Raw genomic sequence first — 23,462 nt, forward strand, 5'->3', positions numbered from 1 at the left:
GGCGCCCACGACGTCGAACGCGACCGGGTTGTTGTAGAAGGGGTTGCCGGGCGAGAGCTGGTCGAGGAACCAGAGCTGCCGTTGGGCGAACGCGACCGGCACCGGCGCGTCGGGCCGCGGCCGGCGGGGGATCGTGTCCGCGTCGGCGCCGGTCAGGATCGCGACCAGCTCCTCCTTGTGCAGCTTGAGATCGGCCAGCAGCTCGGGCGTGAGGACCTCGCGGGAACCGGTGAGGCGCAGGCGGTCGCCGTCGACCCGCAGCCCCACCGCGTGCCGGTTGAGCGTGTCGAGCAACTCGTAGGCGTTCACAGCTCCACCGTGATGGTGTCGGGGACCGGCGCCCCGGACGCGGGCGCATCCGGGCGGGCACCACCGACCAGCGCGTAGGCCAGCCGGTGGGAGGGTTCGAGGTCGAACAGGGCGGCCAGCTCCGCTGTGTCCAGCGCGCCGATCCCGCACAGGCCGAGACCGTTCTCGGGGGCGGCCATCGTCAGCAGTTGGGCCATCGCGCCCGCCTCGATGGCGGTGAAGGTCGAGCTCTGCTCCTGGTACAGGGGCTCGATGGCCGCGCGCTGGGCCACCAGGAACAGCGCGAACGCGGCGGCCTCGAAGACCGGCCGGTTGACGAAGTAGTCGAAGGCGTCGGGGCTCAGTTCGCGGTCGCGACCGAGTGCCAGCAGCCGGTGCGCCGCCGGGTCGTGGTAGTACGCCCCGCCCGGCACGCCGTCGATCCGCCCCGCCTTGACCAGGACGTACGTCTGCACGGCGTAGGTGCCGCCGGCCGAGGCGTACTGGAACTTGGCCCGGCCGTCGACCTCCCGTTCGCAGAGGACGGCCAGCAGCCGACCGAGGGCCCCGGCGGGCAGCGGATCCGCGTCGAAGCGGCGCACCGAGCGGTAGTCGGCGAAGCGCCGGTCGTACGCCGGGTCGGCCGGCGCGGCCAGTGCGACCGCCGGGGTGCCGGGTGCGAAGTCGCGACGGCCCCGCCCGTCTGCCCTGAACGCGGCGCGGGCGGCCGGGTCCTCGACCACCGTGGCGGCCCGCTGCGCGGTCGCGACGACGGCCCGTTCGGCGGTGTGTTCCCGGAACATCCGCAGCAGGTCGGCGAGGGTCGGCTGGCGCATCAGCCGGGCCAGCTTCGGCCGGAAGCCCAACGCGCCGGAGAGGGCGTTCGCGATCCGTACGATGTCGATCGAGGTGGCGCCGAGCAGCAGCAGGTTGGCGTCGGGCGCGACGACGGGCAGGTCGAGGATCTCGGCGACGATCTCCACCAGCCGGTTCTCGGCCGCGTCGGTGAGCACCAGCGTCTCGACGGCGGCCTCCGCCGACGGCTCCGGGTCGGGCAGCAGGCCGCGGTCGACCTTGCCGTTGGCCGACAGCGGCAGCGCGTCGAGGACGGTGAACGACGCCGGCACCATGTACGCCGGCAGCCGCCGCTCCAGGTACGCGACCAGTGCGGCCGGGTCGGGCGCGGGACCGTCCGGCACCACGTACGCGGCCAGCCGCTTCTCGCCCTGCGCCTGCCCGAGCAGCCGCAGCGCGGCGGCGCGCACCTCCGGGTGCCCCTCCAGCGCCGCCTCGATCTCACCCAGCTCGATGCGGTAGCCGTGCACCTTGACCTGGCCGTCCTCGCGGCCGAGGAACTCGATCGTGCCGTCCGGGCGCAGCCGGCCCAGGTCGCCGGTGCGGTAGAGGCGCTCGCCGGTGACCGGGTGGACGACGAAGCTCGCCGCCGTCGCCGCCTCGTCGCGCCAGTAGCCCCGCGCCAGCCCGACGCCGCTGATGTAGAGGTCGCCGGTGGCCCAGGTCGGCCGGGGGCGCAGGGCCGCGTCGAGCACGTGGACCCCCTGGTGGGCCAGCGCCCGGCCGTACGGGATGCTGCGCCAGGCCGGGTCGACCTCGTCGACCGGGTGGTGGATGGACCAGATCGACGCCTCGGTGGCGCCGCCGAGGCTCTCGACCCGGATCCCGGGCAGCGCCTTGCGTAGCCGGTCGGGCAGGGTCAGCGGAATCCAGTCCCCGGAGAGCATGGCCAGCCGCAGCGACGCCGGCAGCGGGTGACCGCCGTCGGCGTGGTCGAGCAGCATGCCGGCCAGCGCCGGCACCGAGTTCCAGACGCTGACCCGGTGGGTGTGGGCCACGTGCGACCAGTGGGCCGGATCGCGGGCCAGGTCCGGGTCCAGCGTCACGACCGCCGCGCCGGCCGCGAGCGTGCCGAAGATGTCGAAGACGGAGAGGTCGAAGCTGAGCGCGCTGACGGCCAGGACCCGGTCGGCCGGCCCGACGTCGAAGCGCCCGACGACGTCGAGGAGCGTGTTCACCGCGCCGCGATGGTCGATCGCCACCCCCTTCGGTGTGCCGGTGGACCCGGAGGTGTAGATCACGTACGCCAGGTCGGTCTCCGCCAGGTCGACCGGCCGCAGCGCCGGACCCCCCGCGCCGACGGCGGTCGCGTCCACCACCAGACGCTCGACGCCCCCGGGCAGGGGCGTGAGCTCCGATCCGGTGAGGACCAGTTCCGCCCCGGCCCGCTCAAGGACCCGTTGCACCCGCTCGGCCGGCCACTCCGGGTCGAGCGGCAGGTACGCGCCCCCGGCGTGCAGCACCGCGAGGGTGGCGACGACCTGCTGCCAGCCCCGGTCGAGCCGCACCCCGACGAGCTGGCCGGGCCGGACGCCCCGCTCCTGGAGCCGCCCGGCCAGCCGCCGCGCCTCGACGCGTACCGTCGCGTGGTCCAGCCGCCGGTCCGGGGCGAGCACCGCGGGCGCGGCGGGGGTCGCCAGCGCCTGCCGGTCGACCAGCTCGTGCAGGAGCCCACGACCGGCCGGCGGGGTCGCCGGCACCGGCGGGGCGAGCGGCCCGTCCACCGTGGTGCGCCAGGCGTCCGGCTCCTCCAGCCGCCCGAGCAGCTCCCGGTACGCCGCGAACATCTCGGCGACCAGGCCGGGCGGGAAGAGTTCGTCGATGCTGTCCCAGTTGAGGTGCAGCCGGCCGCCGGCCTCCAGGACCGTGTGGTCGATCCACACCTGCGGGGTCTGGGTGATGCCGTGCACGACCTCGCCGCCGAGCGCCGCCGCGAGGCCGCTGTCGCCGACCTCGGGCGCCGCCTCGGTCAGCGTGCTGTTGAAGACGACCGGCAGGGCCGCGTGGCGGGTGCCCCGGGCGCGGGCGAGTTCGCGGTTGACGCGTACGCCGCTGACCGCCGAGTGGTCGATGTCCTGCCAGAGCTGCTCCTGCACGGCGCGGGCCCGGGCCGCGAAGTCGACGTCGGCCGCCACGTCGACCTCCAGCAGCACCAGCGAGGTGAAGTCGCCGATCACCGTGTTGATGCCGGGATGCAGCGGCAGCCGGTTGAACAGCGGCAGGCTCAGCGTGAACCGCGACTGGCGGCTCCACCGGGCCAGCACCTGCGCGAACGCGGTCACCAGCAGCACCGACGGGGTCACCTGGTGCCGGCCGGCGACCGCCTTGAGCCGGCTCCAGCGCTCCGCCGGCAGCACCTCGTCGTAGCGGGTGAAGCGGGGGCGTGCGACGCTCTCCGGCTGCCGTTCCAGCGGCAGCCGCGGCGCCGGGGCCAGCGTGGCGACCCGCTCCCGCCAGTAGTCGAGCGCCCGCTCGTAGCGCGGCGTGCGCCGCAGGGCCCGTTCGGCCAGCACGTAGTCGCGGAAGGTCACCGCGAGCGGCGGCAGGTCGGCGTCCGGGTCGGCGTAGAGCACCGCCAGCTCGTGCTCCAGGATCTGTCCGCTGGCCGCGTCGAGGATCAGCGCGTCGGTGCTGACGTGCAGGCGTGCCTCGCCGTCGAGCAGCGTCACCGCGAACTCGAACAGCGGCCAGCGGCCGGCGTCGAGCACCTGGTGGGACATCCGCTCGCGGGTCTCGCCCAGCCGGCGGGCCGTGGTCTCCGGGTCGAGCCCGCGCAGGTCCTGCCGGGCCATCGCGTAGCGCGGCACGCTCGGCAGGACCCGCTGCACGCCGTCGTGGAAGACCGCGCGGAGCATGTCGTGGCGGTCGATCAGCCGGTGCAGCGCGCGGATGAAGCGCTCCTCGTCGAAGTCGCGCAGCCGCAGCTCGCTGTAGCCGTGCGCGCCGACCCCGCCGAGCTCGATGGTGGACCCGCGCCCCACCCAGTAGGCCTCCTGGATGTCGGTGAGCGGGAACGGCTCGTGCCGGCCGTCGGGGTCCGCGACGAGCGGCGGGAGGGCGTCGACGGTGGCGGTGCCGGGCCCCGCCAGCTCGGCCGCGAGGTCGGCCAGGACCGGCTTCTGGAAGAGGGTACGCAGCGACAGCCGCGCCGACATCCGCTCGTTGATGGCGTGCACGAGCCGGGTCGCCAGGAGCGAGTGGCCGCCCAGCGCGAAGAAGTCGTCGTGCGCGCCGACCCGGTCGCGGCGCAGCACCTCGGCCCAGATGGCGGCCATCCGGGCCTCCCGCTCGTCGCGCGGCGGGACGTAGGAGGTGGCGACGTCGGCCTGCTCCGGCGCGCGCAGGGCCCGCCGGTCCAGCTTGCCGTTGGCGGTCAGCGGCAGCCGGTCCAGCACCACCCAGCGGGTCGGCACGAGGTGCTCGGGCAGCCGGCGCCGCAGTTGCTCGCGGGCCACCTCGGCGGTGACGTCGCCGACCAGGTAGCCGACCAGGTGCGCATCGCCGGGGGTGTCCTCGCGCAGCAGCACGGCGGCCTCGCGGACGCCCGCGACGTGCCGCAGGGCGCTCTCCACCTCGCCCGGCTCGACCCGGAAGCCGCGCACCTTGACCTGGTCGTCGGCCCGCCCGAAGAACTCCACGGTGCCGTCGGCCCGGCGGCGGGCCAGGTCGCCGCTGCGGTACATCCGCTCGCCCGGCCCGGCGAACGGGTCGGGCAGGAACCGTTCGGCGGTCGCCGCCGGCCGGTTGAGGTAGCCGCGCGCCAGACCGGCTCCGCCGATGTAGAGCTCGCCGAGCACGCCGGCCGGCACCGGTTCGCAGCGTTCGTCGAGCACGTAGAGGCGGGCGTTGGCGATCGGCCGGCCGATCGGCGGCAGCGCCGGCCAGTCGGCTGCCGTCGCGGTGGCCAACGCGAACTGGCTGACCACGTGCGTCTCGGTCGGGCCGTACTGGTTGTAGAGGTACCGGCCGCCGAGGCCGACCACGAGGGCGCGCAGGTCGTCGTCGACCCGCAGCGCCTCGCCGGCGGTGACGATCTCGCAGCCGGGCGCGAGCGGGGCGACGGCCCCGGTGAGGCCCGCCACCTGGTGCAGCACGGCCGCCGGCAGGAACGCCCGCCCCACCCCCTGCTCGGCGAGGACGTGGCGCAGCTGGCCGAGGTCGCGGCCGCGCTCCTCGCCGATCAGCACCAGCGTGCCGCCCTGGCACAGGGTGCTCCAGATCTCCTGGGCGGAGACGTCGAAACCGATCGAGGCGAACTGGAGCACCCGGCGCGGCGCGGGGCTGCCCGGCGCGGCGTAGCGGAGCTGCCAGTCGATGAGGTTGTCCAGGCACCGCCAGGTCTGCGCCACGCCCTTGGGCCGGCCGGTGGAGCCGGAGGTGTGGATGACGTAGGCGAGGTGGTCGGGTCGGGTGCCGGGGTCGGGGCTGGTGGTGGGGCGCTCCGCCCAGTGGGCGGCGTCGGCGTCGAGGTCGACCAGGGGCGCGGTGGTCAGGCCGGCGAGGGTGGCGCGGGTGGCACCGTGGGCGAGGACGGCGACCGGGGCACCGTCGGCCAGCAGCTCGCCGAGGCGTTCGGCGGGGTGGGCCGGGTCCAGGGGCAGGTACGCGCCGCCGGCCCTGGCGACGGCCAGCAGCGCGACGATCAGCTCCGGTGACCTGCGCAGGCAGACCGCGACGAGGGTGTCGGGGCCGACGCCGTGTTCGCGCAGGTGGTGGGCCAGTCGGTTGGCGCGCGCGTCGAGGTCGCCGTAGGTGAGCGACGTTCCCTCGAAGGTCACCGCCACCGCGTCGGGGGCCGCCGCGACCCGCTGCGCGAAGCGGGCGACGACGCCCCGTTCCACCGGGGACGGCGCGGCCTGGCGCAGGGCCTGCTCGCGCTCCACCGGGTCGAGCAGGGTGATCCGGTCGATCGGCTGGTCGGGGTGGGCGACGAGTTGGGTGAGGACGTTGCGCAGGTAGCGGATGTGTCGCCGCGCGGTGGCGGTGTCGAACAGCGCGGTGGCGTACTCGAGGCTGCCGGTGATCCGGCCGTCGTGCTCGGCCAGCGCGAGCGTGAGGTCGAACTTGGCGGTGGTGTGGGGCGACGGCAGTGCGGTGACCCGCAGGCCCGGGAGGGTCAGCTCGCCGTCGTCGGTGTTCTGCCAGGCGAACATGACCTGGAACAGGGGGGTGTGGGCGAGGTTGCGGGTGGGGTTGACGGCTTCGACGACGTGTTCGAAGGGGAGGTCCTGGTGGTCGAGGGTGGTGAGGGTGAGGTCGCGGACGCGGTGTAGGAGTTGGGTGGTGGTGGGTTGGTCGGTGAGGTTGATGCGTAGGGCGAGGGTGTTGACGAAGAAGCCGATGAGGTTTTCGAGTTCGGCGCGGCGGCGGTTGGCGGTGGGGGTGCCGATGATGAGGTCGTGGTGGCCGGAGAGGCGGGACAGGACGATGGCCCAGGCGGTGAGCAGGGTCATGTAGAGGGTGCCGCCGTGGGCGGTGGTGAGGGTTTTGAGGGCGGTGGTGAGGTTGGTGTCGAGGGTGATGGGTAGGTGGGCGCCGTGGTGGTCCTGTTCGGTGGGTCGGGGGCGGTCGGTGGGTAGGTCGAGCAGGGTGGGGGCGTCGGTGAGGGTGTGGCGCCAGTGGGTTTCCTGGCGTTGCAGGGTGCCGTCGGTGAGCCAGTGGCGTTGCCAGGCGGCGTAGTCGGCGTACTGGACGGGCAGGGGTGGCAGGGGGTCGGGCCGGCCGTGGTGGTGTGCGGCGTACAGCGTTCCGAGTTCGCGGGTGAGGACGCCCAGTGACCAGCCGTCGGAGACGATGTGGTGCATCGTCAGCAGCAGCACGTGCCGGTCCGGGGCGAGGGCCACCAGACGACCCCGGATCAACGGGCCGGCGGTCAGGTCGAACGGGGCGGTGAACTCCTCGTCCTGGAGCCGGGCCAGCCGGGCGGCGGCGTCGGGCGCGCCGGTCAGGTCGTGCGGGTGCAGGGTGAAGCCGGTCGCGGGCGGGTCGACGTGCTGGTGGACCTCGGAGCCGGCGGGGACGAGACGGGTGCGCAGGGCCTCGTGCCGAGCGACCAGGGAATCCAGGGCCGCCCGCAGCGCCTCGTGGTCGAGCCAGCCGGCCAACTCCAGGGCCAGCGGCATGTGGTACGCGTGGCCGAGGCCACCGAGCCGCTCCAGGAACCACAGCCGCCGCTGCGCGAAGGAGAGTTCCAGCGCACCGGCCCGGTCGACCGGGCGGATCGGGGGCAGCACGTCGCGACCGTCCGGCGTCAGCCGGGCGACGAAGTCGGTGAGGACCGGCGCGGCGAAGAGCGCCGCCGGTGAGACCTCCCGCCCCAGCACCTGCCGGATCCTGGAGACCAACCGCATGGCGAGCAGCGAGTGGCCGCCCAGCGCGAAGAAGTCGTCGTGCCGGCCGACCCGTTCGATCCCCAGCACCTCGGCCCAGACGCCGGCGACCATGGTCTCCAGCAGGCCGACCGGCTCGACGTGCCCGCGCCGGCCGAAGGCCTCCCCGTCCGGCGCCGGCAACGCCGCCCGGTCGAGCTTGCCGTTGGGCGTCAGCGGCCACGCGGCCAGCCGCACGTACGCCGCGGGCACCATGTGCTCGGGCAGTTCGGCGGCGAGCCGGTCCCGCAACCGGGCGGCGTCCGGCGCCGGTCCCGCCCCGGCCAGCACGTACGCGACGAGCCGTTGGTGGCCGCCGGCGTCCGGACGCGCCACGACCGCCGCCTCCCGGACGCCCTCGACGGCCGCCAGCCGGGTCTCGATCTCACCCAGCTCGACGCGGAAGCCCCGGATCTTCACCTGGAAGTCGTCGCGGCCCAGGAACTCCAGTTCCCCGTCCGGCAGGCGACGCCCCAGGTCGCCGGTGCGGTAGAGCCGGTCGCCCGACACGAAGGGGCTGGCCCGGAAGCGCCGTGCGGTCAGGTCGGGCCGGTTCAGGTAGCCGCGCGCCACGCCCGCGCCGCCGATGTGGATCTCGCCGACCACCCCGTCCGGCACCGGCTCGCCCTCGCCGTCGAGCAGGTAGACCCGCACGTTGGGCAGCGGCCGGCCGATCGGCAGGCAGGTCGCCTCGGCGAGGTCGTCGGTCGGCAGCAGGTGGCAGGTGCTGTCGACGGCCGCCTCGGTCACGCCGTACGCGTTGACGATCCGCACCTGCGGGCCGCACAGGGCGCGGAGCCGGGCGGCGTCGGCGGCGGTCCAGGCGTCCGAGCCGCAGACCACCGTCGCCAGCCCGGCGAGGCTCCCGCCGACGGACTCCAGGTGGTCCAGCAACGGGTTGAGCACGGCCGGTACGAAGTCGGCGAAGTCCACGTCGTGGCGGCGCAGCAGGGCGTACAGGCCGGCGCTGTCCAGCAGCAGCGGACGCGGGCAGAGCACCAGCCGCCCGCCGAAGCCGAGCGACCGCACCACGTCGGCGGTGAAGACGTCGAACGAGAAGCTCGCCATCTGCAGGTGAACCAGGTTGGGACGCAGGTCGAGCAGGCGTTCCCAGGCGGCGGCGACGGCCACGAGCTGCCGGTGCTCGACCAGCACCCCGTTGGCGGCGCCGGAGGTGCCGGACGTGTAGATGACGTACGCCAGGTGGTGCGCGCCCAACCCGTCGACGACCGGGTCGGTGACCGGCAGCTCCGCCCGGGCCGCCGCGTCGAGGTCCAGGTCGACCACCGGGGTGTCGAGCCCGGTCAGCGCGGCGCGCAGCCGCTCGCGGGCCGGGCCGTGGGTCAGCGCCACCACCGGTGTGCTGTCGCGCAGCATGGCGGCGAGCCGGTCGACCGGGTACGCCGGGTCGAGCGGGAGGTAGGCGCCACCGGCCTTGAGGACCGCCAGCAGCGCCACCACGGCGTCCGGCGACCGCTCGACGCAGATCGCCACGATCCGGTCCGGCCCGACGCCCCGGGCGCGCAGGTGGTGGGCCAACCGGTTGGCCCGCGCGTTCAACTCGCCGTAGGTGAGCCGCCCGTCGTCGCCGACGAGGGCCACCGCCTGCGGGTCGCGGGCCGCCTGCGCCTCGACGAGGTGGTGCACCAGGCGCCCCGGCGGGTACGCCACGGTGGCGTCGTTGCCCTCCTCGATCAGCCGGCGCCGCTCGGCGGGGGGCAGCACGTCGAGCCCGCCCACCGCCGCGTCGGGCGTGCGCTCCAGCGCGTCGGCCAGCGTCTCCAGCGCCCGTCCGACCATCGCGCAGACCCGCTCGGGCGCCACCCCGGCCGCGGCGGCGACGGTCAGCACGACGTCGTCGCCCAGGTCGTCGACGTCCAGCGCGAGCGGGTAGTTGCCGCGTTCCTGCGCGGCCACGTAGGTCAGGTCGTCCGCGTCGGGGTCCGGCGCGGGCGTCTCCGACTCGGCCAGCACCTCGGCGTGCCGGTAGTTGAGCAGGGCGGTGAAGAGGGGGGCCGGCGGTGCCACCGCGCTGCACGACTGTGCCAGCGCCAGCGACGCGTGCTCGTGCCGGATCAGCCCGGTCAGCGACTCGTGGGTGCGCAGCACGCACTCCGTGGCGCCGGTGGCGTCGACGGTGACCCGCAGCGGGAGCGTGTTCAGGAAGGGCCCGAGGACCCGGTCGTTGCCCACGCCGCCGTCCATCCGGCCGGAGAGCACGGTGCCGAAGACGACGTCCCGCCGGCCGCCGGCCCGGGCCAGCACCTGCCCCCAGGCGACGTGGAAGAGGCTGGTCACCCCGACCTGGAGGGCCTGGGCCCGCCGCCGCAGCCGCAGCGTCAGCTCCGGGCCGAGCCACAGCCGGGCGTCGCGCATGGTGTGCCCGTCGCCGTGGATGTCCCGCAGGCCGAAGGGCACGGTCGGGCTGTCGACGTCGGAGAGCATCCGGCGGAAGAAGCTCTCCTGCTCGGCCCGGTCGGCGCCGCGCCGGATCCGCGCCACGAAGTCGCGGAAGGGCAGCGGCGGCGGCAGCCGGTCGCCCTCGCCGGCCAGGTACGCGCGGACCTCGGCCCGCAGCTGCTTGAGCGAGGTGTTGTCGTCGACGATGTGGTGGATCAGCTCCACGGCCAGCCACCCGCCGTCGCGCGGGTCCCGCGCGACCAGCAGCCGCAGCAGGGGCGCCCGGTCGAGGGGCAGGCGGCCGTACCGCCGGTCGACGTGCTCGCGGAGCTGCCGGACCGGGTCGTCGCCCGGCGGATCGAGTGGGACCTCCTCCACCGGCAGGGGCGCCCGGCGCCACACCACCTGCACCGGCTCGTTGATGCCGTGCCACACCACCGAGGTACGCAGCACGTCGTGCCGGGCGATCACCGCCTCCAGCGCGGTGCGGTAGCGCTCCAACCGGTCCCGGTCGGCGAACCGCAGGACGGTGGTGACCAGGTAGGGGTCGCGGTCGCGGGCCATCAGGTGGTGGAAGAGCATCCCCTCCTGCACGGGGGCCAGGGGATAGATGTCCTGCACGTTCGGCGTGCCGCCGGGGACCGTGGCGACGACGGCGTCGATCTCCGACTGGCTCAGCTCCACCAGTGGCAGCAGGTCCGGGGTGATCCGCTCGCAGTCGGCCGGGATCGGCTCCGGGGTCACGTCGGCCCGGTCCGCGCCGGCGGCCACCGCGGCGGCCAGGTCGGCCAGGACCGGCGAGCCGAAGAGCGCGCGTACGTCGGCGGACAGGCCGTGGCGGCGCATCCGCTCCAGCACCCGCAGGGCCAGCAGCGAGTGCCCGCCCAGGGCGAAGAAGTTGTCGTGCCGGCCGACCCGCTCGACGCCGAGCACCTCGGCCCAGATGGCGGCGAGGGTGGTCTCCGTCGGACCGGCCGGCTCGGTGTAGTGCCGGGTGGCGAAGGCCGACCCGTCGGGTGCGGGCAGTGCCCGGTGGTCGAGCTTGCCGTTGGGCGTGAGCGGCCACTCGGCGACCCGCACGTACGCCGCCGGGACCATGTGCTCCGGCAGGACACCGGCCAGCCGGGTCCGCAGCGCCTCGGCCGTCAGCCGGCGCACCGAGGCGGTGTAGTAGCCGACCAGGCGCGGCTCGCCGGTGGCGTCGGTCGTGACCGTCACGACCGCGTCGCGTACGCCGGGACAGTCGGCCAGCCGGGCCTCGACCTCGCCCAGCTCCACGCGGTAGCCACGGATCTGCACCTGGGAGTCGTTGCGGCCCAGGTACTCGAGGCCGCCGTCGGTGCGGTGGCGCACGAGGTCACCGGTGGCGTAGAGCCGGTCGCCCGGCACGAACTGGCTGGGCCGGAAGCGTTCCGCGGTCAGCGCGGGACGGTTGAGGTAGCCGCGGGCGACCCCGGCGCCACCGACGTGCAGCTCACCGACGACCCCGGGCGGAACCGGTTCCCCCCGCCCGTCGAGCACGTAGAGGCGCAGGTCGGGGATGGGCCGCCCGATCGGGCTCACGCCCGGCCGCTCGACGTCGGCCGGGGTCAACGGCCGGTGGGTCACGTGCACCGTGGTCTCGGTGATGCCGTACATGTTGACCAGCTCGGTGTGCCCGTTGCGCGCGTCCGAGTACCACGGCCGCAGCATCGTCGGGTCCAGCGCCTCGCCCCCGAAGACCACCGTGCGCAGCCGGTGCGCCCGCGCGCTGTCGGCCTGCGCGGCGATCAGGCTGCGGAACGCGCTGGGGGTCTGGTTGAGGACGGTGACACCCTCGTCGCAGAGGAGCCGGTGGAAGTCGGCGGGGGAGCGGCTGACCAGCTGGGGGACGATCACCAGCCGGCCGCCGTGCAGCAGCGCCCCCCAGATCTCCCAGACGGAGAAGTCGAACGCATAGGAGTGGAAGAGGCTCCACACGTCGTCGGGACCGAAGCCGAACCACTCCGCCGTCGCGGAGAAGAGCCGGACCACGTTGGCGTGCTCGACCATGACGCCCTTGGGCCGGCCGGTGGAGCCGGAGGTGTAGATGACGTAGGCGAGGTGGTCGGGTCGGGTGCCGGGGTCGGGGCTGGTGGTGGGGCGCTCCGCCCAGTGGGCGGCGTCGGCGTCGAGGTCGACCAGGGGCGCGGTGGTCAGGCCGGCGAGGGTGGCGCGGGTGGCGGCGTGGGCGAGGGCGGCGACCGGGGCGCTGTCGCGCAGCAGCCCGCCGAGGCGCTCGGCGGGATGGGCCGGGTCGAGCGGCACGTACGCGCCGCCGGCCTTGAGGACGGCCAGCAGGGCGACGACCAGCTCGGGCGAGCGTTCCAGGCAGACCGCGACGAGGGTGTCGGGGCCGACGCCGTGTTCGCGCAGGTGGTGGGCCAGTCGGTTGGCGCGCGCGTCGAGGTCGCCGTAGGTGAGCGACGTTCCCTCGAAGGTCACCGCCACCGCGTCCGGGGTCGCCGCGGCGCGCTGCGTGAACAGCGCCGGGATCGTCCGCTCCACCGGGTACGCGGTCGCGTCGCCCCAGGCCGCGAGGAGGTCGCGGCGCTCCGCCGGGTCGAGCAGGGTGATCCGGTCGATCGGCTGGTCGGGGTGGGCGACGAGTTGGGTGAGGACGTTGCGCAGGTAGCGGATGTGTCGCTGCGCGGTGGCGGTGTCGAACAGCGCGGTGGCGTACTCGAGGCTGCCGGTGATCCGCCCGTCGTGCTCGGCCAGGTTCAGGGTGAGGTCGAACTTGGCGCTGGTCCACGGGCTGCGCAGGGCGGTCACCTCGACGCCGGGCAGCTCCAGGTCCACGTCCTCGTTGTTCTGCCAGGCGAACATGACCTGGAACAGGGGGGTGTGGGCGAGGTTGCGGGTGGGGTTGACGGCTTCGACGACGTGTTCGAAGGGGAGGTCCTGGTGGTCGAGGGTGGTGAGGGTGAGGTCGCGGACGCGGTGTAGGAGTTGGGTGGTGGTGGGTTGGTCGGTGAGGTTGATGCGTAGGGCGAGGGTGTTGACGAAGAAGCCGATGAGGTTTTCGAGTTCGGCGCGGCGGCGGTTGGCGGTGGGGGTGCCGATGATGAGGTCGTGGTGGCCGGAGAGGCGGGACAGGACGATGGCCCAGGCGGTGAGCAGGGTCATGTAGAGGGTGCCGCCGTGGGCGGTGGTGAGGGTTTTGAGGGCGGTGGTGAGGTTGGTGTCGAGGGTGATGGGTAGGTGGGCGCCGTGGTGGTCCTGTTCGGTGGGTCGGGGGCGGTCGGTGGGTAGGTCGAGCAGGGTGGGGGCGTCGGTGAGGGTGTGGCGCCAGTGGGTTTCCTGGCGTTGCAGGGTGCCGTCGGTGAGCCAGTGGCGTTGCCAGGCGGCGTAGTCGGCGTACTGGACGGGCAGGGGTGGCAGGGGGTCGGGCCGGCCGTGGTGGTGTGCGGCGTACAGCGTTCCGAGTTCGCGGGTGAGGACGCCCAGTGACCAGCCGTCGGAGACGATGTGGTGCATCGTCAGCAGCAGCACGTGCCGGTCCGGGGCGAGGGCCACCAGACGACCCCGGAACAGCGGGCCGGCCGCCAGGTCGAACGGGGCGGTGCTCTCCTCCTGCTGGAGCTCGTCCAGGGCGGCGGCGGGATCGGCGTGCCCGGTCAGGTCCTCGAGCCGCAGCGCGAACCCGGCCCCGGGCGCCTCGATGCGTTGGCCCGCCTCGGCGCCGTCGGCGACGATGCGGGTGCGCAGGATCTCGTGCCGGTCCACCAGGGCGTCCAGGGCCGCCCGCAGCGCGTCCCGGTCGAGCCGGCCGTCGAGTTGGAGAGCCAGGGGCATGTGGTAGGCGTGACCGACCCGGCCGAGCCGCTCCAGGAACCACAGCCGCCGCTGCGCGAAGGAGAGCGGCAGGAGACCGGACCGGTCCGGCAGGCGCTCGACCTCGGCGGATGTCCGTGCCGGTGGGACGCGACGGGGGGCCGGAACACGGATCGCGTTGTCGTCCGGCAAGTGTGCCCCCCTGAGTCCCCGCTGGCCCGTCGCGCCGCCTGGCATCGGCCGAAGTGGATCCACATTAGATGACTCGGCCCGCCGGTGACAGGGGCCGACGGACGGGTCCGCGGACCTCAATCCGACACGTCGCGCAGACTTTCGGCCAGCGCCTCGGCCAGCCGTTCGTACGCCGCCCGCAGCACGCGCGCCGCGCCCGCCGTGCCGGCCCGGTTCGCCGCCGCCAGGGCGTACGCGCGCACCAGGGCGGCCGGGTACGCCTCGGCGTACGCCGGCCCGTCGGCCCGCGCCAGGGCGGGTGCCAGCGCGTCGGCGTTCGCGATGGCGTTGGCGTCGGCGAACGCCTCCGCGTTGGCCCCGGTGCTCAGGTCGGCGTAGTGCGCGGCGAACCCGGTCGCCTCGTCGGGGCCGTAGCCGTTGGCCCGCGCGTACGCGTCGGCGTTGGCGTACGCGACCGCCCGGGCCTCGGCGTACGGGTAGGCGGCCCGGTACAGCTCGCGCAGGGCGGGCCGGAGCGCGGCGTGCCACTCGTGCGCCCCGGGCCGGTCCCCGGCCAGCGCCCGTCGGTGCAGCTCACCGACCAGCCGGCCGGCGTCACCGCCCGGCGTCGAGGCGAGCACGCGCGCGTGCCAGTCGTACACCACGCGGAACGGCACCCGGCTGGCGAGCCGGTCGAGTTCGACGTCCACCCGCCGCCGCCAGCCCGGCGGGGTGGCCGGCTCGTGGCCCTCGGTGAGCGCGGCGAGCACCGCCGCCAGCCAGTCCGGCGGCCCCGGCGGACCGCTCACCGGTCCCACCTCGACGGCCGGTCCATGCCAGCGAGGAGGTCGTCGACGTCGTCGTCGGTCAACGTGTCGAGACAGCCCGCACCGCCGGAGCGGGCGGTGGCGCCGGTTCCCGCCGCGGCCCCGGCGGGGGCCGCACCCACCCCGGCGGCGGTGACCGCCGAGGCCAGGCCGGCCACGGTCGGGTCGTCGAAGAGCGTCCGGACCGGAAGGTCCACCCCGTACGCCGTCCACACCCGGGCCATCAGCTGGGTGGCCTTCACGGAGTGCCCGCCCAGGACGAAGAAGTTGTCGACGACCCCGACCGGACCGGGCAGGCCCAGCAGGTCGGCCACCAGCGCCGCCAGTTCCCGCTCCAACGGGGTACGCGGGGCCACCGGCGCCTGATCGGAGCCGGACCCCCTCCCGGGCGGCGGCAGGGCGCGCAGGTCCAGCTTGCCGCGCGAGGTCCGGGGCACCTCGGGCAGCGCCACGAAGACCGCCGGCACCATGTGCGCGGGCAGGAACCGGCGAACGTACCCGGCCAGCCCGGCCGGCGGATCGGTCGCGGGCGGGTCGGCGACCACGTAACCGACCAGCCGCACGCCGTCGTGGTCCACGTCGGACACGGTCGTCACGACCGCGTCGCGGACCTGCGGGTGGCCGCGCAGCACCGCCTCGACCTCCGCCGTCTCGACCCGGAACCCCCGCACCTTCACCTGCCGGTCGGCCCGCCCCAGCGGCTCGATCCGCCCGCTCGGCAGCCAGCGGCCCAGGTCCCCGCTGCGGTAGAGCCGGCCGCCGGGGGTGAACGGGTCGGGCACGAACCGCTCGGCGGTCCAGCCCGGAGCGCCGGCGTAGCCCCGGCCGACCCCCGCGCCGCCGATGCAGATCTCGCCCACCACGCCCGGCGGCACCGGCCGCAGCCACCGGTCCAGCACGTAGACCCGGCTGCCGGCGACGGCCGGACCGAGGTCCGGCGGCGCCGACCCCGGCTCGACCTCGGCCCCGGTCGAGTAGACGGTCGTCTCGGTCGGGCCGTACAGGTTCCACAGGCGCGTGCCCGGCTCCGCCAGGGCGTCGGCGAGGGCCCGGGGCAGCGCCTCCCCACCGCTGAGGCGCAGCCGCACCCCCGCCGGCACCCCGCCCGCCGCGACCAGCATCCGCCAGGTCGTCGGCGTCGCCTGGAGCATCGTCGCCCCGGTCGCGGTGAGCAGCCGGCGCAGCCGGTTGCCGTCGATCACGTCGTCCTCGCCGGCGACCACCACCGGCGCACCGCACAGCAGCGGCAGAAGCAGGTCCAGCAGCGCGATGTCGAACGCGAACGGGCTCACCGAGAGGACCCGGTCGGCCGGCCCCAGCGGGATCATCCCGCGGAACGCGTGCAGCAGGTGCGCCACCGCGCCCTGGGTGACGGTGACCGCCTTCGGCCGGCCGGTGGACCCCGAGGTGAACAGCACGTACGCCGCCGCCGTCGCCGGCACCGCACCGGGCACCGCCGGCTCCGCCCGCTCGTCGGCCGGCTCCGGTGCGGCCAGGTCGAGCAGGGTCACCGACGCGGCCAGCTCGGCGAGCAGGGGCGCGGGTACGCCGCCGCTGTCGGTGACGACCACCCGCACCCCGGCGTCGGCGAGCATCCCGCGCAGCCGCCCCGGCGGATGGGTCGGGTCGAGCGGCAGGTACGCCGCCCCGAGCCACCACACGCCGAGCAGCGCCGGCAGCGGTCGCGCGCCCCGGGGCAGGACGATGCCCACGGTCTCCTCGGCCCGTACGCCGAGCCCGCGCAGCCCGCCGGCGATCCGGGCGGCGAGCTCGCGCAGCGCGGTGCCGGTCAGGGTCGCGTCGTCGCCGGCGATCACCACCCGGTCGCCGGCGTCGATCCCGGCCACCAGCGCCGCCGCGGTGCTGTCCGGCGGCGGGACCGACCCGGACCGGGCGGCCGGCCAGACCCGGGTGACGAGGTCCGCCGTGGCGGGGGAGAGCAGGTCGACGTCGCAGACGCGGGTCTGCGGGGCGGTCCCCAGCGCGGTCAGGATCGCGGCCAGGGCGTCGGCGAAGCGGGCCGCGCTGTCCGGGTCGAAGAGGTCGGTGAGGTACCGCAGGCGCACCGTCAGCTCGTCGGGCCCCGCGACGGCGGCCAGCTCCAGCTCGAACTTGCCGGTGCCGGTGGGCACCAGCTCCGGCCGCCAGCACAGCGCCCCCCGCTCCAGCGGCGCCAGGGCCTCCTCGACCGTGCACATCACCTGCACCAGGGGCGCCCGCGACGGCTGCCGCCGCGGCCGGCACAGCTCGACCACCCGCGCGAACGGCAGGTCCTGGTGGGCCTGGGCGCGCGCCGTGGCGGCGTGCAGCCGGTCGAGCAGCTCGGCCAGCGTCGGGTCGCCGTGCAGCACCGCCCGGATCGCGACGGTGTTGGCGAACAGGCCCAGCATCGGCTCGGTCTCGATCCGGGTACGCCCCGCCACGGGCACCCCGACGAGCACCTCGTCCGCGCCGCTGAGCCGCGACAGCAGGGCCGCGTACGCGGTCAGCAGCACGGTGAAGAGGGTGCTGCCCCGCGCCCCGGCCAGGCGGCGCAGCGCCCCGGCCAGCTCCCCGTCGACCGGCACCGCGACCTCCGCGGCGGCCGGCGACAGCCGGTCGGGGTACGGGCGGTCGACCGGGAGCGGCACCTCGGGCGGGGCGCCGGCCAGTTCGGCAGGCCAGAAGCGCTCCGCGTCGGCGTGGCCGTCAGCGTCGGCGTGCTCCCGCTCCCATAGGGCGAAGTCCGCGTACTGCAGGGGTGGCTCGACCGAGACGGGCGGCCGGCCGGCGCGCAGCGCCTCGTAGTCGGCGCAGAGTTCGTCGGTGAGCAGCCGCATCGACCAGCCGTCGACGATCGCGTGGTGCGCCACCAGCGCCAGGACGTGCCGCTGCGGAGCGAGGCGCAGCAGCCGGACCCGGACCAGCGGGCCCCGCTCCAGCGGCAGCGGGGTGCGGGCGTGCTCGCGCAGCGCGGCCCGGGCCGCCGCCTCCCGGTCGGCCTCGGGCAGCCGGTCCAGGGCCACGACCTCGATGGCGCCCGCCCGGGCGTCGTCGTCGATCACCTGGATCGGCCGCCCGCCGTTGGCCCGGAAGGTGGTACGCAGGATCTCGTGCCGGGCGACCGCCGCCGCCCAGGCCCCGTCCAGCACGGCGGCCTCCAGCGGGCCGTCCAGCCACACCGCCCAGCCGACGTGGTAGGTCGGCTGGCCCGGGTCCAGCTGGTCGAGCAGCCACATCCGCCGCTGCGCGGCCGACGCCGGAAACTCGAAGACGTCCATCTCAGCGCACCTTCCCGTCGACCGCGACGACCCGCAGCTCGGCGGTGTACCGGCCGTCGGGCCCGGTGAGCCAGAGCTGGTCCGGCGCCGGCAGCATCTCCACCACGGAGACGGTGGCGTCGTCGCCGGCGTGCCGACGGGCCCGGCGGACCGAGCGGGACACCAGGTCGACCGAGGCGAGGCTGGTCAGGTCGGCGTGCACGGGCTTCCGCTCGCCCGCGCAGCGCAGGAACACGTGCCGCGGCAGGCCGTGGGCGCCGGCCCAGGCCCGCGCCTGCCGGAACCGCAGCGCCTCGTCGCGGGTGTCGGCGAAGGCGAGGTCGGCGGCGGCGAACGTCCACGCCTCGCGGCTGACGACGAGGGAGTCGACGGTGATCCGGGGCTGGTGGGCCGCCGGGGGCAGGATGCGGAAGAGCTGGGACAGCCCCGCGCCGACCACGTCGCCGAGGACGTGCATCAGGTCCACGTCGAACCGCCCGTCGCGCGACCGTACCCGCAGCCCGCCGGCCACCTCGACCAGGTCGCACTCGCCGACGCGCAGGCTGCGGCGCGGGTCGTGCCCGAACGAGTCGTGTGCGAACACCAGCCGGATGTCGTCGGGCCCGGTCAGCGCGTTGCTCTGCCTGGTCGGCACGCCGCCCTCCTGGCCGGTCTCGGCGGGATAGACCGCCCCGGCGCCCACGTCCCGGGCCAGCGCGGCGCGCAGCGCCGCCACCTCGGGGTGGTAGGCCACCCAGGTGGCGTACCGCAGGGTGTTGACGCCCGGGTGCAGCTCGCCCAGGACCCACTCGTCGCCGGCCCGCATCAGGTCCGGGCTGTGCTGCCGCGCGGTCGGCCAGCCGGGCCGCCCTGGCGGGAAGGCGGCGGCCACCGCCGGAGCGAGCTGCGCCGCCGTGAGCCGGACCCGCCGCCCGCCCGCCGGCAGCGGCAGCACGTCGGCCCAGCGCCGGTGCAGCGCGGCGGTGAGCAGGTCGGTCAGCCGTCGCGGCGGGTGGAACAGCGCCTCGCCGGCCAGCAGCCAGAAGTCGGCCAGCGGGACCACGTCGGTGCCCAGCTCGGCGGCCCGACGCCGGTAGATCTCCGTGCAGAGGCGCCGGTAGAGCGTCGCGCCGGCGGCGGTGAACCAGCGCGCGCTCTCCAGCACCAGGCCGAGCGCGTCGCGGATCCCGTCGAGGCTCGACTCGCCGACGCCGACCGTGCCGGCCCGCAGGCACTCCTCGTAGACGGGGGTGCGCCCGGCGTACATCGTGCCGGCGCGTCGGGTGGCGGGGACGCCGGCCAGCCGGGTGAAGGTGGCCTCCAGGCCGGCCATCGCGGCGGTCAGTGCCTCCGGGTCACCGGCGCACGCGGCGAGCGCGTCCCGGGCGGCGCAGAGCTCGTCCAGGGCGGCGAGCGCGGGTGCGCGTACGGCCTCGTCGGTGACCCGGGCCAGCCGGTCCCGCATGCTCCGCTCCGGGCGGGTGTCGTGCGGCGCGACCTCCGGCTGCCAGGCGATCCGGTGGGACGCGGCCAACGACTCCAGCACCTCGTGCACCTCCCGCGCCGAGCGCGGTGCCGGCCCCGGAGCGGCCAGCACGGCCGCCGCGACCTCGGTCGCGTCGCGGACCCCGTCGCAGGCGCGCAGCACCGCCGCCTCGGCGTCGCCGAGCGTCACCGGCGCGGCGAGCGGCACGCGCAGGGTCGTGCCGGCCAGCTCCAGGAAGGGCATGAGCCGGGGTACGAGCCACGGGCGCAGCCGGGTCGCGTACGGGGCCAGCACCGCCGCGACGGCCCAGCCCTCCAGGTAGACCGTCCGCCCGGCGAGCAGCGCCGGTGGGTCCGCGGGGTCGACCCGCAGGCCGGCGCCCGGCCCGATCCGCGCCCAGCCGACCGGCCCGAAGAAGCCGATGGTGTCGTTCTTGGCGCAGTAGCGCTGGAGGTAGCTGGTGACCAGCGCCTCGTGCTGACGGTGCTTGGTGTTGCGGGTCGGGCTGCCCGGGCCCCGGCGCAGCAGCGCGTCGACGCCGGTACGCAGCGCGTGCGGGTTCTGCCAGGCCACCGCCTCACGGAAGCGGGGGTGGGCCGCCACCGTGTGCAGCGCGACCGCGAGCCGGCCGACCGCCGCCGGGTACGCGGCCGCGTACGCCGCTTCGGCGCGGTCGACGCCGGCCGGGTCCCCGTCGGCCCGGGCCGCCACCACGCGGTCGGCGGCGGCGGCGAGTTCCGCGTCGCCGAGCGGGGCGAGCAGGTCGATCGGGAGGCCGGCGCCCCGCAGGCAGACGGTCCGCCAGAGCGCCCATCCGTCGGTCAGCCGGGCCAGGTGTTCGGGCCGGTCCCGCCCGCCGCGGTGCGCTGCCCGGTCGCGGCGGCGCAGCGCCGGCCCGGCCGCCGCCCGGGTGCCCGGCGTCGATCCGGTCGCCGCGTCGACCGCCGCCGCCGTCGCGGCCAGGGTCGGCGCCCGGTAGAACGGGCCCACGCCCAGCTCCACGCCGAACGCCTCGCGGATGCGGAACATCAGCCGGGTGACCGACAGCGAGTTGCCGCCGAGGGCGAAGAAGCTGCTCTCCCGGCCGATGCTCGCGGCCGGGCGCCCGCCGGGCAGCAGCCGGGACCACAGCTCGGCCAGCCGGTGCTCGGTCGGCGAGGCGGGCCCGGCGACGTCCGGAGTCTGCTCGGCGGGCTCCGGCGCCGGCAGCGCCGCCCGGTCGACCTTCCCGTACGCGGTCAGCGGCAGCCGGTCCAGGACGGCGAACGCGGCCGGCACCAGGTGGGCCGGCAGCCGTGCGGCGACGTGCTCACGCAGGTCGGCCGGGGTCGGGACCACCGGGCCGGCCGGCGTGACGTAGCCGACCAGGTGGCGCTCCGGCCCGTCGCCCCGGACGCCCACCGCCGCCGCCGCGACCCGCGGGTGCGCCCTGAGCGCCGCCTCCACCTCGCCCGGCTCGACCCGGAAGCCCCGGATCTTCACCTGGTCGTCGCGGCGGCCGAGGAACTCCAGCACCCCGTCCGCGCGCCAGCGCACGACGTCACCGGTGCGGTAGAGGCGCTCGCCGGGCACCTGCGGGTCCGGCACGAACGCCCGGGCGGTCGCCGCCGGGTCGCCGAGGTAGCCGCGGGCCAGCCCGTCGCCGCCGGTGCACAGCTCGCCCGCCACCCCGACCGGCACCGGCCGGCCGCTCGCGTCGAGCACGTGGACGGTGGTCTGCGGCACGGGACGGCCGATCGGCACCCGGTCACCCACCGGCCCGACGCCGCTCATCAGATGGCAGCTGGTCAGCGTGGTGTTCTCGGTCGGCCCGTACGCGTTGACCAGCGGGAGCCCGCCGCGTGCGGCGAGCACGGCGCGGACCGCGCCCGGGTCGGCCACGTCGCCGCCGGTGAGCAGCTGCCGCACGCCCGCCAGCGCCGTGACGTCCTCCTCGGCGAGCTGCCGGAACAGCCCGGCGGTGAGGAAGGCGACGGTGACGCCGCCGTCGCGGATCAGCGCGGTCAGCCGGGTGAGGTCCACCGGGTCCGGGGGCGCGAGCACCGCGGTGGCGCCGGTCAGCAGCGCGCCCCAGATCTCCCAGGTGGATGCGTCGAACGCGGTCGGGGCGAACTGGAGCACCCGCTCGCCGGGGCCGAGGGTGGCGAAGTCCGGGCCGGTCACCAGCCGCACCACGCCCCGGTGGGTGATCCCGACCCGCTTGGGCGCGCCGGTCGAGCCGGAGGTGTGCAGGACACAGGCGAGCTGCAACGGGTGGATCCGCCCCGGCAGCGGGCCGGCGGGCGCGGGTTCCCCGGCCGGCGCGTCGACGTCCAGCACCCGGACCGGGCCCAGGTCGGGCAGGCCGGCGGCGGCCCCGGGGGTGGTCAGCAGCAGGCGGGTGCCGCTGGCGGCGACGAGGCCCGCGATCCGGGCGGGTGGGGCGGCCGGGTCCACGGGGAGGTAGGCCCCGCCGGCCTTGAGTACGCCCAGCAGGGCCCGGATCAGCGGTTCGCCCCGGGGGAGCAGCACGGCGACGGGGCTGTCCCCGGTGACCCCGTACCCGCGCAGCGTCCGGGCCAGCCGGTCGGCCGCGCCGTCCAGCTCCGCGTACGAGACCGTGCGGTCGCCGACCGCCAGCGCGGCGGCGGCCGGGTCGTCGGCCACGCGGGCCGCGAAGACCTCGGGGACGGACGCGTCGCGGGGCCACGGCCGCCGGGTGGCGTTCCAGGCGGCGCGCAGCGGCGCCTCCCCGGCGGCGCCGAGATCCAGGTCGGCCAGGCGGGCGTCCGGCCGCTCGGCCAACTCGAGCACGGTGCGGTGCAGCTGCGCGAGGATCCGCCGTGCCGAGGCGGCCAGCAGCCTGGTGTCGTCCCAGGTGAGGCCGAGGCACAGCTCCGGCTCGTCGAAGACGTGCACCGTCAGCGGATAGCCGGGCATGCGGTGCACCCGCGCCGAGCGCCGGGCCGCCTCCGGCCCGCACTCGGCCAGGGCGGTGGCCAACTGCCGCCGCTCGAACACCACGAGGCTGTCCAGCAGCGGCGTGTCGGGTGCCAGTCCCGCCTGGTCGAGGATGGTGTGCAGCGGCGTGTGCTGGTGCTCGCGCAGCCGCCGGATCCGGTCCACCACGTCGGCGAGGAACCGCCGCACCGTCCACGTCGGATCGAGGCGGATCCGCAGCGGCACCGTGCTGAGCAGCAGTCCGAGGATCTCCTCGGCGCCCGCGACGCTGTCGTACCGGCAGGACCTGGTCACCGCGAAGGTGACGTCGTCGACGCCGCCGTAGCCGCCGCGCAGCAGCGCCCAGGCCGCGTGGACCACCGCGCCGACGCCTGCGCCGACCTCGGCGGCGGCGGCGCGCAACCGGTCGGAGTCCGGCCGGGTCAGGGCGATCTCGTGGCAGGCCGGCACGGCGCGCGCGCCGGGGTCCGCGTCGAGGCGACCCGGGAGCGCCCGGGGCATCGGCGCGTCGGCGAGGTGACCCTTCCAGAAGGCGTCACCGGCGCTCGGGTCGCGGGTGCCCCACCAGCGCACGAAGTCGGCGAACGGCGGCCGGCTCGGCGGCTCCGGCTCCCGGCCCGCCCGGCGCGCGGCGTAGTCGGTGAGGACCTCGTCGAGCAGCATCCGGGTGGAGCGGCCGTCGAGGATCGCGTGGTGGAAGGTGACGACGACGTGGTCGTCGGCCAGCGTGGTGACCCGGAGCAGGGGGGCCCGGCCGACGTCGACGGGTTCGTAGCGGTCGGTGTGGAGGAACTCGGCGAGCGTCGTCTCCCGCCACCGCAGGTCCGGCGGCACGGTGGGCCGGACGACCTGCGCCACGCCGTGGTCGCCGTCGACCTCGAAGGCCGTACGCAGCACCGCGTGCCGCCGGGTCGCGGCCTGCCAGGCGGCGCTGAACGCGTCGCGCTCCGGCGGGCCGTCCCACCTGATCGTGACCTGCTGGACGTCGACCCCGCCGGCGGGCTGCCGGAGGGTCTGCAGCACCATCCCGCGTTGCACGGCGAGGGCCGGGTACCGCTGGAGACTGTCGTTCATGCGCCCTCGTCCGGTGCGG

At 76.0% G+C, this 23,462-nt stretch carries 5 protein-coding genes (1 of these 5 only partly in view); all 5 read right to left on the reverse strand.

Annotated features, from left to right (window positions below; all coding sequences use genetic code 11):
* Positions 1–309, reverse strand: partial view of a non-ribosomal peptide synthetase gene (locus tag KBX06_RS17575; protein WP_210836156.1) — the start only. The gene continues 3,750 nt to the left of window position 1, outside the view; the window shows 309 of its 4,059 coding nt (coding positions 1–309); the start codon lies at positions 307–309; its stop codon lies off the left edge, out of view.
* Positions 306–13,898, reverse strand: a complete 13,593-nt coding sequence (locus tag KBX06_RS17580) for a non-ribosomal peptide synthetase (protein WP_210836158.1) — start codon at positions 13,896–13,898, stop codon at positions 306–308. The genes KBX06_RS17575 and KBX06_RS17580 overlap by 4 nt, the downstream gene beginning before the upstream one ends.
* Before the next feature lie 116 nt (positions 13,899–14,014).
* Positions 14,015–14,686, reverse strand: a complete 672-nt coding sequence (locus KBX06_RS17585; protein ID WP_210836160.1) for a hypothetical protein — start codon at positions 14,684–14,686, stop codon at positions 14,015–14,017.
* Complete coding sequence (locus KBX06_RS17590; protein WP_210836161.1) at positions 14,683–17,964, reverse strand: non-ribosomal peptide synthetase; 3,282 nt, start codon at positions 17,962–17,964, stop codon at positions 14,683–14,685. Before KBX06_RS17590 ends, KBX06_RS17585 begins: the two co-directional genes overlap by 4 nt.
* A 1-nt stretch (position 17,965) precedes the next feature.
* A complete protein-coding gene (locus KBX06_RS17595) occupies positions 17,966–23,443 on the reverse strand; it encodes a non-ribosomal peptide synthetase (RefSeq protein ID WP_210836164.1) in 5,478 nt (1,825 codons plus the stop codon).
* Positions 23,444–23,462 lie beyond the last annotated feature (19 nt).

The sequence above is a fragment of the Micromonospora sp. C31 genome, assembly GCF_018070575.1.
Lineage (GTDB): Bacteria > Actinomycetota > Actinomycetes > Mycobacteriales > Micromonosporaceae > Micromonospora.